The organism is Bacteroides sp. HMSC067B03, assembly GCF_001811315.1.
GTDB classification, from domain to species: Bacteria; Bacteroidota; Bacteroidia; order Bacteroidales; family Bacteroidaceae; genus Bacteroides; species Bacteroides faecis.
Window position 1 is genome coordinate 86,252 of the sequence record NZ_KV804225.1, and the last position, 16,603, is coordinate 102,854.

Consider the following 16,603-nt stretch of genomic DNA (forward strand, 5'->3'; position numbering starts at 1 on the left):
AATTTATAATCTTTACTTGTTTTATTGTCCGTAGTAAGCGTTCGGACCATGCTTGCGGCTGAAGTGTTTCTCTATCAGCAGCGGGTTCATTGTTAAATTCGGATTTACAGCATAGGCAATACTTGCCATTTTGGCAACTTGTTCCATCACTACTGCATTGTGTACTGCATCATGTGCATCTTTTCCCCAAGAGAAAGGCCCATGATTCTTGACCAATACTCCCGGTGTATGTACAGGGTTCAGGCCTTCGAAACGTTTTACGATCACGTTTCCGGTTTCCAGTTCATAGGCACCTTTTACTTCAGCTTCCGTCATGTCCGCTGTGCAAGGGATGGCATCATGGAAATAATCAGCGTGAGTTGTTCCGATATTAGGAATGTCACAACCGGCTTGCGCCCATGCGGTAGCATAAGTAGAGTGGGTGTGTACCACTCCTCCGATTTCGGGGAATGCTTTGTAGAGTACCACGTGAGTAGGAGTATCTGAGGATGGCTTCAGCCGTCCTTCGACGACTTTGCCATCCAGGTCCACTACTACCATATCTTCCGCTTTCATATCATCATAACTGACTCCACTGGGTTTGATGACTACCAGTCCCGTTTCACGGTCGATGGCAGAAACATTTCCCCATGTGAAGATGACTAATCCATGCTTCACCAATTCGAGATTGGCATGAAATACTTTTTCTTTCAGTTCTTCCAGCATATTGATTATAATTTAAATTTCGGGTCCTTGCGGTAGGCTTTGCCGTTGAATTTATACAAGGCTGCACCCCGTTTGGAACCCAGTTTATCTATTTTATCCGTCTTTTCGATAAAGTCCATTTCTGCGACACGCTTGCGGAAATTCCGTTTGTCCATCGGTTCGCCGTAAATAGCTTCGTAGAGACTTTGCAGTTGGGACAGTGTGAACAGTTTCGGCAACAGGTTGAATCCGATAGGCTCGACAGATGCTTTCTGTTTCATCATCTCCCGTGCTTTATCGACCATCTCCGGATGGTCGAAAATCAGTGCGGGGAGTTCGTTGATGTTTACCCAGTAAGCATTGTGCTTCTGAACCAGTTCGCGGTCGTACTCATTGATGTTGATCAGCGCATAGTAGGCAATCGAAACTACCCTTTCGCCCGGATCGCGGTCGATGGCGCCGAAGGCTCCCACCTGTTCCATGTATACGTTTTCCAAACCTGTAAGTTCAGCTAGTACACGTTTGGCAGCATCGTCCACGCTTTCGTCTTTTTGCACGAATCCTCCCATCAGTGACCATTCGCCCATTGCCGGTTCGAAGTTTCTCTTCAGCAGCAGCAGGCTTATTTCGCCTTCATTAAAACCGAAGATGATGCAGTCGATACCGAGATAGAAGGTAGGATTCGAACTATAATAGTTTTTCATCGTTTGAATGAATTTATTTAATTACCAGAAATACCAGTAGAAAGCAGCAGTGATAGCAAGGATGATTGCTGTATGAATAATATCCCAGTGATCCCAGCTTGCACGGGTAGCTGCTTTTTGTTCTTTAGTAGCTGTGCCGAATACCAGTCCCTGAATCTTTTCCGCTGTCGGAGCTTCCGTGGCAAGGCTGACTACAATAACTACGATGATACAGAACAGGAACATCCATCCGCAGAAGAACAGCCAGTTCATATCGTAGAATAAATATTTGAAGGTAGAATCTGCCACTTCACCTGCGTTACTGTAATATACTTTGGCACCCAGACGAGTCAGACCGATGACCATACCGGCGATCAATCCCCACATACCACCTTGGGCAGAAGTACGTTTCCAGCAGATACCCAGCAGGAAGGCAGCGGCAATACCCGGAGCCAATACAGACTGAACATCCTGCAAATAAGTATAAAGTACGTCACCTACGCTACGCATGATAGGAATCCAGAGAATACCGAGGATTACGATCACTACAGTTGCTATCTGACCGATACCTACCAGTTTCTTTTCCGGAGTCTCCGGACGGAAGCGTTTGTAGAAGTCGATTGTAAACAACATGGCAGATGAGTTGAACAGTGAAGCCAGCGAACTCATCAAGGCAGCGAGGATACCGCATACTACCAGACCTTTCACACCGGCAGGAAGCAATTTAGCTACCAGGGTAGGGAAGGCGGCGTCAGCGTTGGCAGTACCATTGGCAAGCATCGGGAGGAAACCTTCGCCACCGGCACCGATATATTTTTGATGTAATGCAAAAGCAATCATGCCCGGAATCAGGAACAGGAATACAGGCAACAGCTTCAGGTAAGCACCGAAGATAGTACCGCGACGGGCTTCTTTTTCATTCTTTCCCGAAAGTACACGCTGTACGATGAACTGGTCAGTACACCAATACCAGAAACCGATAATGGCAGAACCGATCAAAGCACCCAGCCAAGGGAAGTTCGCGTCATCATTGCTACGGATCAGGTTGGTCATGGTATCGCCGTAATCATTGACCGTAACGGCTCCGCAAACTCTCATCATTTCGTCCCAGCCTCCCAGTTCTTTGAAACCGAGAACAAGGATAATCAATGAGCCTAACAGAAGAATCGGAGTCTGAAGTACAGAAGTATAAAGTACCGACTTCATACCACCGAAGATCGTATATAGTGCAGTGAGAACAACCAGTCCGATGGCAGCAATCCAGAAGAAGTCAATTCCCCAGAGTTCTTTGATACCGAATACTTGCTGGAATACCAGACCTCCGGCATATACTGTAACCGCTACCTTGGTCAATACATAACTTACCAGTGAGATGACCGATAAGATGGTACGTGACTGAGGATTGTAACGGCGTTCCAGAAATTCCGGCATCGTGTATACCATGCTTCGTGAATAGAAAGGTACGAATACCCATCCCAGAATCAGGATCATCCATCCCTGAATTTCCCAGTGAGCCATCGCCATACCGCTTGAAGCTCCTGCTCCCGCCAGTCCGATCAAGTGTTCCGAGCCGATGTTTGATGCGAAGATAGAGGCACCGATCGCAAGCCATGTTGCGTCACGTCCGCCTAAGAAATAATCTGCCGAGTCATTTTGTTTTTGTCTGACTACCCAAACAATAATACCTATCAGAGCCAAAAAGAAGACTCCAATTACTAGCCAATCTAATGCTTCCACAATAAATTTGATTTATAAGTTAATATTATTTCTCTATCGAGAATTTAAAGATACATTCGCTGTTGTACGTTTGTCCCGGTTCCAGCACAACGGACGGCCAGTCGGCTTTGTTGGGGCTGTCGGGGTAGTGTTGTGTTTCGAGGCAGACAGAAGCACGTTGGTTGTAAACGATACCTTTCTTTCCGCTTACGGTTCCGTCGAGGAAGTTACCTGTGTATACCTGAATACCCGGTTCGTTGGTATATACTTCCAGTGTGATTCCGGTTTCGGGAGACGTCAGTCTGGCAGCTACCTGAGAGATGTCACCCTTGGTGTTGAGCACCCAGTTGTGGTCGTATCCGTTGCCGTTCTTCAGTTGGACGAAGTCGTAGTTGTTGATATCTTTGCCTACCGCTTTCGGAGTAGTGAAGTCCATCGGAGTATCTTTGACCGGAGCGATTTCGCCGGTTGTCATGAAGGTGCTGTCTACCGGAGTATAGTAATCTGCATTTACATACATGATGTTGTCTGTCGATGTTTTTGACGGATCACCAGCCAGATTGAAGTAAGAGTGGTTGGTCATGTTGATGATTGTCTTTTTGTCGGTAGTAGCGCTGTATTTGATATCGATGGCATTGTCATCTGTCAGTTGATAGGTTACTTTAGCAGTCACATTTCCGGGGAAATTCGCGTCACCGTCCGGAGAGATAAGAGTCAGTTCCAATGTTGCCGGATCGATAAGGTTGGCTTCGTATACTTGGTATTGCCATCCTTTCGGACCTCCGTGCAGACAGTGGCCAAAGTTGTTTTGCGGCAGTTGGATGGTATCTCCGTCCAGTACAAAACGCCCTTGGTTGATGCGGTTGGCGTAACGGCCGATAGAAGCACCGAAATCACTGGGTACATTAATATAATCAGCAATGCTGTCAAAACCTAAAACTACATCCTGCATCTTGCCGTTCTTGTCGGGCACCATGATGGACACGATGCGTCCGCCGAAGTTAGTGATGCATACTTCCATACCCGCCTTATTCTTTAAGGTATAAAGAGCTGTTTGGGCATTGTTCACTTCTGTTTGAAATTTTGCCGGGTCAAGACCGGATAAAGTCAGCTCGGAAGCCGGCTTGTTATTGCACGCGGCAAGCATCAGCGCGGCAATTCCTGCAAGTAGAAAATGTTTTTTCATGGTTTTATTTTTAATGTAAATGAGATGCTTATCTTATTTTGGGTGTAAAAGTAACACTTTTGTTTGGTGTATCAAATACACTTGTATATGTTGTGCAACATAAAAGGATAAGAACTTTACTGTTACGTATAAAACTATCGCATGTTCCCATCTTCGGAGCGGGATCGTTGTATTGCATTTTCTCTTTCTATATAGAGCTGGATAGTTTCTAGGGCTTGGAACCAGAGTTTCACCAGCTTGAAACTAAAGTTTCTTCAGCTTGAAACTAAAGTTTCCTCTGCTTGAAACTAGAGTTTCATCCGCTTGGAACCGTTGGTTCCGGCATATGGAAACGAATGGACCTACGCATGACCTGTCGGCAAAGTCCGGTAGATATAGCAGCACTGTGACGGCAAAAATTGCCATCACAGTGCTGTCACTGGTTGCTGTCACAGCTTTACTTCTTCATTATAAGCGAGTTATGCTCTGTTTTGTGACGGTGACAGCAAAACACATATTTATTTTTCTATAGAGAGTTATTGGAGTTTCTTCCCCCAATATGTCTTTTGATTACCTTGGGCCGCATACACAATCGTATGTGTCCGCGGACTGGCTTCCCAGTCGACTTCGCGTTGCAGATAGAGTACTACTCCGGCGCTTGTCGTGATGGTTTGAGTCGCTGCATCAAATGTCCATGTAGCATTTTTCCAGCTGCCGGAAGTTATCTTATGCGTGTCGAGATCATAGGTCATCGTTTCGGAAGTCCGTTGGGTGCCTGTACTGTTGGTCAATGCCAGATGTTCCCAGTCTCCCGCTATTTCATTTTCCGTGATAGGTGCTTGCGGAACGGCTCCGTAACGTTCGGGCATAACGAGAGGCCATCCGTTGGCATCCCAGCGGATGCTGCGTACATGTCCCATCATGATGGCGTTGGAGTATTCATTGCCGCCTACGTTCACGGGGAAACGTCCTTGTGAAGTATAGAACCAGTTGCCGGCTCCGTCATCGAAGATGCCGCAATGGGAAATTCCTACCCAGCCGTAGCTGTTGTCGAACCGGTAAGGAGCAGTCAGTATCGGATATAGTTGCGCGCTTCCCATAGCGGAATTTCCGTGTATGTCTACATAAGGACCGTCGATGTTTCTGGAACGGCAGACACGTGTGTTGTATTCCACCGACAGTGAACCGTAAGCTAAGAACAGATAGTAATAACCGTCCCGATAGATCACTTCGGGACCTTCGGATGCCTGCCAGCGGCTGCTGCCACGTGTGGCGATTATCTTTCCATACCCCGAATTGTCTTCCCCCGTGATGTCCCAGGGATTTCCCAAAGCATTCAACGGCTTGCCGTCTTCCGGATTTACCTGCAGGGCAGCGATACCGCTGTGCCATGAACCATAGATCAGCCAGTGTTCGCCATTTTCCGTTATTATATAAGTAGGGTCTATCGCATTGATTTTAAAATACCCTTCCCAGTCATTGATGCTGCTGCGCCCATAATCCGTCTTTCCCTTATCGCTGGCAGAGCAGACAACGAATCCTTTGTCTTCCCATATATTACTTGCCGGATCGGAAGTTTCCATCAGTCCGATAAACGCGCGTTCGGTCCATGAACCGTCAAAGTTGCCGTTGTTCTCAATTTCCGGTTTTCCGGTTTGGATGTAGTTCGTGATTACGATGGAATAATACATACGGTATTTTCCGTTCGATACTTTTCGTGCAACAGGTGCCCAGTATCCGTAAGACGGATTGTCAATCGGTTCCAGTCCCATCTCTTGACGGTAGGCATTCAGCTTTTCTTTGATCCATGTCGGGGGTGTTTCACTCATAGTTGCTCCCAGGTACTCCCAGTTTACGAGGTCTTTGGAACGCCGTGCGTGGAAGTGTCCGTTTCCGCTGTGCGCGTTTCCGTAAGAAGCGTCTGTCTGATACATATAGTAATATCCGTCATCAGCTTTCATTACCGTAGGGTCGTGTACGTTGGCAAGGTTCCAGTCATAACGGTTGCTCCAGGCTGAGAAACTTGTGTAGTCGTCTACATACGTGGGTGCTTCGTACGCTGCCAGTTCATCGCTCAGTGTCTCGGCGGGAGTCGTGAAAGAAGTTTCCTCCGAGTATCTGGGCTCTTCGTTGTAAAGGGTGACAAAGGCTCTTACGTAATACGTCGTCTGTGGAGTCAGGCCGGTCAGGGTCGTACTGATTTCCGATCCTCTGACTTCGGAGGTCGTGTCATAAATGTCCGGATGGGATGCCGTGGCGTAGCAGAATCCCCGTTTGACGATATTCACTCCTTCCGTTCCGCTGATATTGGCGGATAAGGTTGCTTTGTTGTATCCCACATTTGTATATGCCGGCGTTGTGATGCTTAAAGCTCCTGATGCGGAGTTTTCATCATCGTCACTGCACGCTGCCAGAGCGAGCGTGCAACAGAGTAGAAGATAGATGGTCTTTAAGTATTTCATATCTCAGTCTTTCTTTTTTTAGATTGTTTTGATGTTTATTCGTTAGAAGCGCTTCCGGTGTCCCATCCCGGATTCTGTCCCAGATTGGGTGCCCGTTTCACTTCGTTGGCAGGTATCGGGAAGTAGTAACTCTTGGGATTGACAAACGTGCGTGAATTGACCGTTTCTGCCAGTCCGAAGGTATAGGAGGGAGTATCTGCGCTGCCGGTGACTTTCACTCCATAAAGATTCAGCAACTGGTTGTAACGGGGCTTTCCGGTTTCTCCCGTAGAAGTAACATTGTCATATAGTTTCCAGCGGCGTACATCGAAGAAACGATGATCTTCGAAAGCCAGTTCGATGCGTCTTTCGTTGCGGATACGTTCGCGGAGTTCACTTTGCGACATATCTGCATAGGCCGGCATACCGGCACGGGCGCGTACCTCATTGATATAACTGTATGCCTTGGCAGGTCCTTCCGCTTCATTATAGGCTTCGGCGGCATTCAGCAGAATTTCGCCATAACGGAAAATCATCCATGCGTGAGGATAGGTGGCCGGTTCTTTGCAGGAAATGTTATTCACGAACTTTTTCAGATAGTATCCGGTGTAGGTGCCTCCCATGGCTGAGGTGTAATCCACTCCTTTGTCCGCATCCGAGTTGTAGCGTACATCGATGGCGCGTCTTTCTTCTTTGTCGGCACGTCCCCACATCATGCCTTGATAGAAGATGGTTTGTGCCAGACGCGGGTCACGGTCTTTATACGGATTGGCGGCATCGTAGGTACTGCCGTTCTCATCGATCCGTTTGCCGTTGCTCATTTCGTAAGCGTCCACCAGATTCTGTGTCGGGTTGGTACGTCCGTTTCCGGAGAAAGAACCGGTAAAGCCTACCGGCAGGAATACTTTTTCTACCTGATTGGTATTCCATACGGAGCGTGCAAGGATAATTTCATTGTTGTATACCGGATTGGTCGTGAAACATTCGTAATAGTCATTCTCCGGATTTCCCGTATTGTACAGTCGGTAAGGATAACTTTGCTTGTTATTCTGAGTGATGAAGTCGGCTGCTGCCTGTGCCGCATTCGCCCAGTATGCGGTGTTGCCGTCCGGATTGTTCAGTTTGGAAGCACGGTAGAGCAGGGCTCTTGCCTTTAAAGCATAAGCGGCGGCTCCGTTGACACGTCCCCAGTTGGATGCTTCATCGCTGTAGCGGAAGGGAAGCTGGTTTTTGATCTGGTCGCATTGGTCGGCTACCCATTCAAGTGCTTCGGCAGCGGGAGTACGGGACATGTTCATTGCCGAAGGATCGGACAAGTCGAAGATGATCGGTTCGCCGGATTCATCTTCCGCAATGACAGGGGCAGCGCCGAACCAGCAGATTAAGTCGAAATGGAAGATAGCGCGAAGCAGTCTGGCTTCTGCGCAGTAACGGTCGTAAAGGCGGTTGTCGTCGCCGTCTTTCTCCGTATTTCCTACTACGGATGCCTTGGCGTTCTTCAGAAACATATTACATTTCCGAATCCCGTATAAGTCGGTGTTCCAGAAGCCCAGCAGGGGATGGTCGCCGGCGGTGTATCCGTCGCTGCCGATCTTTGTATAATAATGAAGTCCCCAGCAGGTCACTGCATTATCCGTCATACAGTCACGTGAAGCACCTGTGAACTGGTCGTCCGACAGTGGCGCCAGTCCGTCCGGCAGATTCGTGTAGATGTTGGCGAGGAACTCGCGTGTCAGGTTCTGGTTATTGAACACTTTCTTTTCAGACAAGGAGGCATCGTACTCTTTGTCGAGGTAGTCGCTGCACGAACTGCCTGCGAGTGCGAGGACCAGAGTAACTATATAAGTTGATATTCTTTTCATAATTCTTTGCTGTTTTATTGAATGATTAGAATCCGATATTCACACCGAACGTAAATGAACGTGTCTTGGGATATGCCCAGATATAGTTGGTCGGGTTTTCCGGATCAAAGCCTTTAGGCAGATGGCTCCAGTTGCACAGGTTGTAGCCGCTGAAGTAAAGACGGCATTTCGTCATATTGACTTTAGAAATCAATCGTGCAGGAAGTGAGTAGCCGACTTCCACATTGCGCAATGAAAGGAAATCTCCATTGACTACCCAGATGGTAGACTCATTGTAAGGATAGTTCCGGTCGAGGTCACTGAAGGAAGTAGACAAACGCGGATATTTGGCGTTGATATTGCGCGGGTCTGTCGGATCATCGGTATAATATCCCCATGTGTTGGTGATTTCATGAGTGGAAGTACCTCCCCAGCCGAAACCATAGTCCATATTCTCGCGACAGGGAACGGTGCGGTTCAGATAAGCCGTCAGCACGGCACGTGCGTCGAAACCTTTCCAACTGAAACCTAAACGGATGGTCGGGATTAATTCCGGAATATTCGTGTATCCGGTCGGTACTTTGTCGTAGCTGTCTATTTTACGGTCGCCGTTCGTATCCTGGAATACGGCATTGCCGAGCTTGTATTTACCGGCAGCGTTCCACGGATATTTCTGAGGATTGGCAACGGCATCTTCATACGACTCCGGAATCAGGTCGGGATTACTGGCCCATTGTTTCCAGATCAGGAGCTGGCTCTGATCGATACGGTTGCCGGTTCTTGCCTGATAAGCGTAATCGGGAGTCAGTTCATCCATTTCGGTGATTTTGTTGGTGTTGAAAGTCAGCATACCGTCGATATAGTATTCAAAATCACCGATCCGGTTGCTATGTCCTAAAGTGATCTCAAAACCTTTCGTTTCGGCCTTGCCGTAAGAGTCTTGCGGAGCGTTTACACCGAATAAGCCGGGCACGGTGGAACGGGATACCAGAATATTGGAACGCCATTCCTTGAAGAAGTCCACAGAACCGTAGATTTTCTTGTTCCACAAGTCGAAGTCAACGCCGAAGTTTGCCATATCTGAGATTTCCCATTTGATATTCTTGTTGCCGGCTGTCGATTCATATACACCTTCCGTGTAAGATTGGGAAGTACCGAAATTATATCCGCCTCCTTCGGTGAATGTACCTTGGTACGGGTAGCGGCTGACGCCTGTTACGGCTTGTCCTGCCCGTCCATAGGATGCGCGGAGTTTCAGGAGATTCACGAACGAGTTCTTCAGCCATGATTCTTCGGAAAGTACCCATCCCACGGAACCGCCGGGGAATGTTCCGAAGCGTTCGCCGTCGGCATAATTATCACTGCCCATGCGGGAGATATTACCGGAAAGGATATACCGGTTGTTATATACATAGGTAGCCTGTGCATTATAAGAGAGGTAGCGGTTGGATGATTCCTGTCCGCGTACTACATTCTGATAAGTACGGATAAAAGCCTGGGCATTGACGGCATGTTTGCCGAAGGTATGTTCGTATGCCAGTCCTCCGTTCATATTGAGATTATAGTAATAGTCACGTGGAGAAGTGGTGGCATTGGGCAGTGCTTTGTATGTTCTCATGCGTTGGTATGTATATTCCGACGGGTCGTTGACATCAGCCATATAGTTATAGTAGTAGACATTGACATCGGCTTGCTGCACCTTCTGGAATGTTTCGTAAGAGTCGAAACTGAACGTCATCTTGGCTTTCAGTCCGGGAACGAGGGCATCCAGGTTTCCGGTAGCCGTTACGGTTGTATAGAGGTTACGGCGGCGGTTCTGTTCCACACCACGTCCGGCGATTTGTGCGGCACCGTTTTTACTGTCGCTGCTGGTCGGCATAAAGAATTCACCGTTCGGGCAGAATACGGGATACACCGGAAGGTTTTCGCCGGCTCCCCAGGTAAAGAGGTTCCATACGTCAATGCCCGGTTGGGAGATATTGTCGATACGTCCGCCCAAGTCCATCGATACATTCAGGAACTTGTTTACATCGATGTCGATGTTCGAACGCAGGTTATAGCGGTTCAATACTTCCTGTGTGCTGTAGCCTTCGTTCCATTCCGTCCATTTGGTGTCGAACAAACCTTCCTGGCGGAGATAAGAGAAGGAGACATAGTAGCGTGCACGTGCGTTACCGCCGCTGACAGACAGGTTGGTACGGTATTGCGGAGCTGCATCCCGCAGCATGGTGTCGTGCCAATTCGTATTGAAGTATTTGTATTTGGCCATTCCTTCCAACTGCTCACCGTTGCAGACACGACGGTAGTATTCCAAGTCTTCATCGGAATATTCGGGACTTAATCCGTCCAGGTATCGTGCCTGATTACGGCTCAGCGCATAGTTATAAGAATTCTGGCTTTCGGGGATTCCGGCAATAGTCTGGAAGCCGACTTCTTGTGTGAAGTTGATTTTAGTCTTACCGGTTTCTCCACGTTTGGTCGTTACGAGTACTGCGCCGTTGGCTCCACGCATTCCATAGATAGCGGTGGCGGCGGCATCCTTCAATATCGTAATCGATTCAATAGGGTAGGCATCGAGGAATGAGAGGTCACGTTCCACATTGTCGACGATGATCAGCGGACTGCGTGCGCTGGCATTCATGGTACGGATGCCACGGATATACATAGCCGTTTCACTCCATCCCGGTTCGGATTGCGCTTCATACGTCTCTACACCGGTGACAGTGGAGGTAAACGCATTCTGCAAAACGGTTACCGGATGTTTTTCCAGTTCTTCTCCGGTGACGATGGAGGTGGACTCTGTCACAAACTTCTTGGGTTTGCGGTTGAAAGGAAGCGGAGTTGTATGAGCATATTCATCCAGGTCGGCATCCATGACAATCTTGAAGTTCTCTTCGAAGTCGGCAATGGCCGTTGTCGGCAGATAACCTACGCTGCTTACATAAAGCTCGTCGGCAGGTTTTACATTCTTCAAAGTGAAGAAACCGTCCTTGTCCGAGAGTGCGATGCGGCTTGCTTCCGCTACGTTGACCACCGCACCTGCGATAGGTTCACCCTCTGCATTTACGATTCGTCCTTTCAGTACTTTAGCATCTTGCGCCCATCCGTTGCCCAGCATGAAAACTGTGGCTACGGTGAGCAGGATTCTTTTGAATCCTGTCTGTATGTTATTTAATTTCATCGGTTGCATATTCATTCAGTTAATTGTTCCAACCCGGGTTGTTTTCGATATTCGTTTTCCATACTTCTCCTTCCGGTATCGGGTAGAGATACATTTTCTCTGTAAATACCCGGTTCTGGGCAACTTTACGTGTATAGACAAACTTTCCGTTTTCCTTGGTAATCTCCATTCCGTAGATAGGACGTGCCAATGCTTTTTCCGCTACATTCCAGCGACGTACGTCCCATGCACGATGATCTTCAAAAGCGAGTTCGACGGTACGTTCCTTGCGGATGAAGTTACGGCGGTCGGCTATGGTCTGAAGATCGCTGCGGTCTGTGAGTTTGGCAGTCATTCCTACACGGTCACGGAGAGGCTGGATGGCATTCAGTACGTCCGTACGTGACCCGCCGGCTTCATTCAAGGCTTCTGCGTAGTTCAATAAGATTTCCGCATAGCGGATGATAATCCAGTTACGATAGTTGCTGCCGGTATGGTTATTGTTCAGGATCACTTCCGGAATATACTTGCGGGTATAGTATCCGGTCGGCGTTGCATTCGCATTTCCTTGCGGGTTATCCCGTTGTCCTTTGAGTACATTAATTATGCCATTACCCCAGTTCACACCGTTGTAGAGTACGGTAGCTGCCAGACGCGGGTCGCGGTTGCTGTAAGGATCATTGCTCTTGTATCCGCTGGTGTTGTTGATGGCGGGAGTGGCTGTTCCATTATAAACAGGGGCACCGGTTTCATCATAACTGCTGAAAGGAGACTGCCCGTTTGCCATATCGTACATATCCACTAAATTCTGTGACGGGCACAAACCTCCGTTGCCGCCTTCGCCTACCGGCGTATCGTTATAGATCGCTCCCCATCCTACAGCCACATCATTACGCCAGAAAATCGTTTCGTTATTTTTCTCGTCATGTGCGTTCTTCAGAATAGCATTGGTGTAGCAGGTCTTCGGATCGGTGTCGGTCGTGTAAAGTCCGTAGAGCGTTCCGTAATCCGTCATGAAGCTTTGCGCTGCATCGGCGGCTTGCTGCCAGCTGATACCCGATTCACTTCTGAAACGGTCGCTTGCCATGTAGAGCATGACACGTGAATACAGTGCACGTGCCATTGGCTGGCTGATACGTCCGGGGTTGCCCGATTCGGCAGAAGTAGCTTTATCCATCAATCCTTCTTCGCAATCTTTCAGTTCTTTCAGAATGAAGTCAACTACATATTCTTTCAAGGAAGGGCGGGTGGTATAGTTGCTGAGCAAGTCTCCGTCCGGATCGAGTACATCTGTAACCAGAGGGACGGGACCGTAGCGGAGAAACATTTCCCAGTAGAAATAAGCACGGAGGAAATGAGCTTCCGCCTTGTATTGTTTCACATAGGTAGCGTGTGCTTCTTCCGAGTCATCCGTAGCTTTGGGCACGTCGTCGATGTTCTTTAACAGCATATTGCATTTGCGGATACCCCGGTAATAGTGTTCCCATGTGTCGGTGAGTTCAGTGGCGGCACCGCTGGCATAATAGTTGCCGATGTTGAAACTTGTACGCGTGCCGCCGCTGGCGTAGCTGGTTTCGGCTAAGTCGGTAGCTGCATCCATCCATGAGTTGTTGATGCGGCAGGCACCGTGGCGCAGGAAGTTGTAAGTATCGAAATGGAACTCACGGGTAGTAGTCCATTGGCTGAATACCTCTTCTTCTGTCAGTTCGTTGCTGGGCTGTTTGTCCAGAAAACCACCGAATATATCTTCACAGGAAGTCAGGGCGATTCCGGCGGTTGCCAACCAAAAGGCGGTATATATGATTGTCTTTTTCATGTCTTATATCTGTTAGAATTTAATGTTTACACCAAAGTTCACTGTCTTCATAATCGGGTAACGGTTGGAACCTTCACTTTCCGGATCGCAAAGACCATCCAGTTTATCCCACGTGATGAGATTGTTTGCATTTACATAGACGCGGCATTCGTTCATGGCTACTTTTCTGATCCATCGGGCCGGAAGCGAGTAGCTTAGTTCGATATTCTTCAGACGAAGGAAGTTACCGTTTTTCAGGAAGAACGAGTTTTTACGCTGGTTATGGTCGCCGTAGCTGTCATAATGGAGCAGCGGATAACTGGCATGGGTAAGGTTGTATGCTTCCGACTGGTTGGGATTCCAGCGGTTCAGATGATGTTCTTTTACCTTACCGCCATTCACGAAAGCGTACATTGCTTCCGCATCATAATATCTGGAAACATGATCTACTCCCTGAAACATGATGCTGAATCCGATGCCTTTGTATTCGCATCCCAGAGACAAGGCGTAAGTGTTTTCGGGAACATCGCTATAGCCGATAAATGTTTCATCACGGCTATCGATAAATCCGTCTCCGTTCATATCACGGTATTTCAGGTCGCCTGCCTGTACGTTGCCGAAAGTAGAAACCGGAAAATCGGGATTGTTCAGGTCGGCTTGGGTCACAAAACCATCGCATACCAGACCGAAGTATTGGTTGATCGGATGACCTTCCTGTTTGCGATATGCTGTCTTTGTGGCGGGTTCGTCCATGTTCCGGATTTCATTGCGGGCGTGTGAGAAAGTCAGACTTGCATTATAGGTAAAGTCCTTTCCGATATGGTTCGCATGTTTCAGTTCGATTTCGAAGCCCTTGTTGTTGGTCTCTCCCAGATTGCCGGCAGCCATATTGACGCCTACCCATTGCGGACGGGTGAGGTAAGGAGTCAGGATATCGTTTCTCTTTTCGTAGAATACGTCGATATTACCGTTCAACAGTCCGTTCCATAAACCAAATTCCAGTCCCAGGTTGTATTTGTGAGCACGCTCCCAAGTCACTGCATAGTTAGGGTACTGGCTTTCATAGATACCGGTATATCCGGTTGTTCCGAAGTGATAGTCGTTGGCTATCTGTGTCCACACTGCCTGATACAGGAAACGTTGTTTTACGCCATTCACTTTGTATACATCGTTACCTACTTCACCATAGGATGCACGGATTTTCAGATTGTTCAGCCAGTCTTCCGTTCCTTTCATGAAAGCTTCGTTGCTGATTCTCCATCCTACGGAGAAAGAAGGGAAGAAACCGAAGCGTCTGCCTCGCATGAAGTTTTCCGAACCGTTATAGCCGAAGTTGACTTCTGCCAGGTAACGGTCGTCGTAGCCGTATGTGGCACGCCCTACCAGTCCTTGGTAGCGTTCGGCAAGGTCTGCCTGATAACGGTAGTCATTCTGGTTGTACAGTGCCATAGCGGTGATATCATGTTTCCCGAATTTGCGTGCCCAGTTCAGCTGGAATTCCATATAAAGTTTATAAGTAGTAGTCTGGTTATTGCCCAGATAAGCAAGTTCCGTATCTGTATTGAACTGGGTATAAGCGTCTATTGAATTATAATTAGTACGGTCATTCAGCTCATAAGTGGCAAAGTCGGCATTGAAAGCACGCATATAGTAAGCGTCGTAGTCGAAAGATACCATTCCTTTTGCTGCCAGCCCTTTGGTGAGCCAGTCCATCTTATAATCCACAATGAAATTTGTTTCATTGATCGTATTGGTGGAGCGGTAGAAACCGGCTTTGGCTAAACGTGCTACGATATTATTCTGATATTGTGAGCTGCCGCTGTATAATGTCTTTTGGTCTTCGCCTTCACCCACGGTGTAGGATACCGGGAACAACCATCCCGGAGTATGATTCATTTCGTAAAAAGCCTGACTGTAGGATCCGTCCCTCGCTTCATTCGAGTTCGGGCCTCTGCGTTCTTCGAAACGTGTTCCGAAGTTGACTGAAAGAGTCAGGTCTTTGGTCATCAGAAAGTCGAGATTGGCACGGAAAGCGAAACGCTTGAAGCTTGAGTTCGACTTGTTTCCGTATTCGTCCTGACTGAATTCCTTGAACAATCCCTGTTGGTTGTAATATTCGGCAGAAGTAAAGTAACGCATACGTTTGGTACCGCCCTGTATATTGACATTGTAGCGTTGTGCCGGTGCACTGTTGCGCAAAACGGTGTCATACCAGTCTACATTCGGGTAGAGGAGGGCATCGATTCCGTTGAGTTGTCCGGCTGAGGCTCTTTTATACATTTCGATGTCGGATGCCGAATATTGAGAAGGTAGTCCGTCATTAGCCAGCGCTTCTTCCAATAATACAACCGAATTGTAAGAATCCAGATAAGTATCCTGGCGGGTAGGGGACTGTATTTGCCAGTTGGCGGTCAGGCTGACGGTCGGTTTCTGTTCCTTACCACGCTTCGTTGTAATCAGCATCACACCGTTTGCACCACGTACACCATATACGGCAGTAGCGGAAGCATCTTTCAACGTAGAGATCGATTCGATATCATCCGGAGCAATCTGTGAGAACTCGCGTTCTACGCCGTCTACCAGAATCAACGGTTGGTTGTCTCCTGCGAAAGAAGCACGGCCACGGATATAAATCTTCATATCGTCAGCCCCCGGCGCACCGGAAGTCTGAGAAGTGATTACACCCGAAATCTTACCGGCAATCGCCTGTGAAATATTGGCTGCTGGAGATTTCAACAGTTCTTTGGAAGAAACCTGCGAGATGGCACCTACCACACTCTCTTTCTTCTGCGCACCGTAACCGACCACTACGACTTCATCCAGCACTTCCGTGTCTTCCTCCATAGTGATATTCAGTTTCGTCTTGTTGGATACAGGAATTTCCTGTGTCTTATAGCCGATATAACTGATTTGTAACACGGCTTTCGGTCCGACCGTCAGTTTGAAGTTACCGTCAAAGTCGGTAATAGTTCCGTTTGTAGTTCCTTTCTCAAGTATGCTTGCACCAATGGCGGCTTCGCCTTTGGTATCAACTACCCGTCCGGTGATCTGCTTGTTCTGCGCATACACCCATTGGCTGAATGTAGCGAGGCAGAGTATCAGTATAAAATTCTTCATG

9 protein-coding genes are annotated in these 16,603 nt (G+C 48.1%); all 9 read right to left on the reverse strand.

Going from position 1 to position 16,603, the window contains the following annotated elements; translation table 11 throughout:
• Nucleotides 1-21: 21 nt before the first annotated feature.
• On the reverse strand, nt 22-705 hold the full coding sequence (locus tag HMPREF2794_RS00490; RefSeq protein WP_055270257.1) for an L-ribulose-5-phosphate 4-epimerase: 684 nt from the start codon (nt 703-705) through the stop codon (nt 22-24).
• 5 nt (nt 706-710) lie between these two features.
• The gene (locus HMPREF2794_RS00495; RefSeq protein ID WP_008760645.1) at nt 711-1,388 is read right to left on the reverse strand and encodes an NUDIX hydrolase; all 678 of its coding nucleotides are present in this window, start codon (nt 1,386-1,388) and stop codon (nt 711-713) included.
• Between the two features lie 21 nt (nt 1,389-1,409).
• Nucleotides 1,410-3,104, reverse strand: a complete 1,695-nt coding sequence (locus HMPREF2794_RS00500) for a sodium:solute symporter (RefSeq protein WP_055270259.1) — start codon at nt 3,102-3,104, stop codon at nt 1,410-1,412.
• Between the two features lie 25 nt (nt 3,105-3,129).
• A complete protein-coding gene (locus tag HMPREF2794_RS00505) occupies nt 3,130-4,269 on the reverse strand; it encodes an aldose epimerase family protein (RefSeq protein ID WP_010537650.1) in 1,140 nt (379 codons plus the stop codon).
• Nucleotides 4,270-4,784: 515 nt separating this feature from the next.
• Nucleotides 4,785-6,710, reverse strand: coding sequence for an arabinan endo-1,5-alpha-L-arabinosidase (locus HMPREF2794_RS00510; protein WP_070750524.1), 1,926 nt, complete (start codon nt 6,708-6,710; stop codon nt 4,785-4,787).
• A 35-nt stretch (nt 6,711-6,745) separates the two neighbouring features.
• Nucleotides 6,746-8,551 (reverse strand): RagB/SusD family nutrient uptake outer membrane protein, encoded by a 1,806-nt coding sequence (locus HMPREF2794_RS00515; RefSeq protein WP_055270265.1) that lies wholly within the window; start codon nt 8,549-8,551, stop codon nt 6,746-6,748.
• A 25-nt stretch (nt 8,552-8,576) separates the two neighbouring features.
• On the reverse strand, nt 8,577-11,726 hold the full coding sequence (locus HMPREF2794_RS00520) for a SusC/RagA family TonB-linked outer membrane protein (protein WP_070750526.1): 3,150 nt from the start codon (nt 11,724-11,726) through the stop codon (nt 8,577-8,579).
• Nucleotides 11,727-11,730: 4 nt separating this feature from the next.
• Entirely contained in the window at nt 11,731-13,506 is a 1,776-nt protein-coding gene (locus HMPREF2794_RS00525) for a RagB/SusD family nutrient uptake outer membrane protein (RefSeq protein ID WP_070750528.1), read from the reverse strand.
• A 12-nt stretch (nt 13,507-13,518) separates the two neighbouring features.
• Nucleotides 13,519-16,602, reverse strand: a complete 3,084-nt coding sequence (locus tag HMPREF2794_RS00530) for a SusC/RagA family TonB-linked outer membrane protein (protein ID WP_070750529.1) — start codon at nt 16,600-16,602, stop codon at nt 13,519-13,521.
• Nucleotide 16,603: the final 1 nt, after the last annotated feature.

What these genes read in the sequence shown, in the direction of transcription:
- HMPREF2794_RS00490 (WP_055270257.1), bottom strand. Translation starts at nt 705, where the DNA reads ATGCTGGAAGAACTGAAAGAAAAAGTATTTCATGCCAATCTCGAATTG.
- HMPREF2794_RS00495 (WP_008760645.1), bottom strand. Translation starts at nt 1,388, where the DNA reads ATGAAAAACTATTATAGTTCGAATCCTACCTTCTATCTCGGTATCGAC.
- HMPREF2794_RS00505 (WP_010537650.1), bottom strand. Translation starts at nt 4,269, where the DNA reads ATGAAAAAACATTTTCTACTTGCAGGAATTGCCGCGCTGATGCTTGCC.
- HMPREF2794_RS00510 (WP_070750524.1), bottom strand. Translation starts at nt 6,710, where the DNA reads ATGAAATACTTAAAGACCATCTATCTTCTACTCTGTTGCACGCTCGCT.
- HMPREF2794_RS00515 (WP_055270265.1), bottom strand. Translation starts at nt 8,551, where the DNA reads ATGAAAAGAATATCAACTTATATAGTTACTCTGGTCCTCGCACTCGCA.
- HMPREF2794_RS00520 (WP_070750526.1), bottom strand. Translation starts at nt 11,726, where the DNA reads ATGAATATGCAACCGATGAAATTAAATAACATACAGACAGGATTCAAA.
- HMPREF2794_RS00525 (WP_070750528.1), bottom strand. Translation starts at nt 13,506, where the DNA reads ATGAAAAAGACAATCATATATACCGCCTTTTGGTTGGCAACCGCCGGA.
- HMPREF2794_RS00530 (WP_070750529.1), bottom strand. Translation starts at nt 16,602, where the DNA reads ATGAAGAATTTTATACTGATACTCTGCCTCGCTACATTCAGCCAATGG.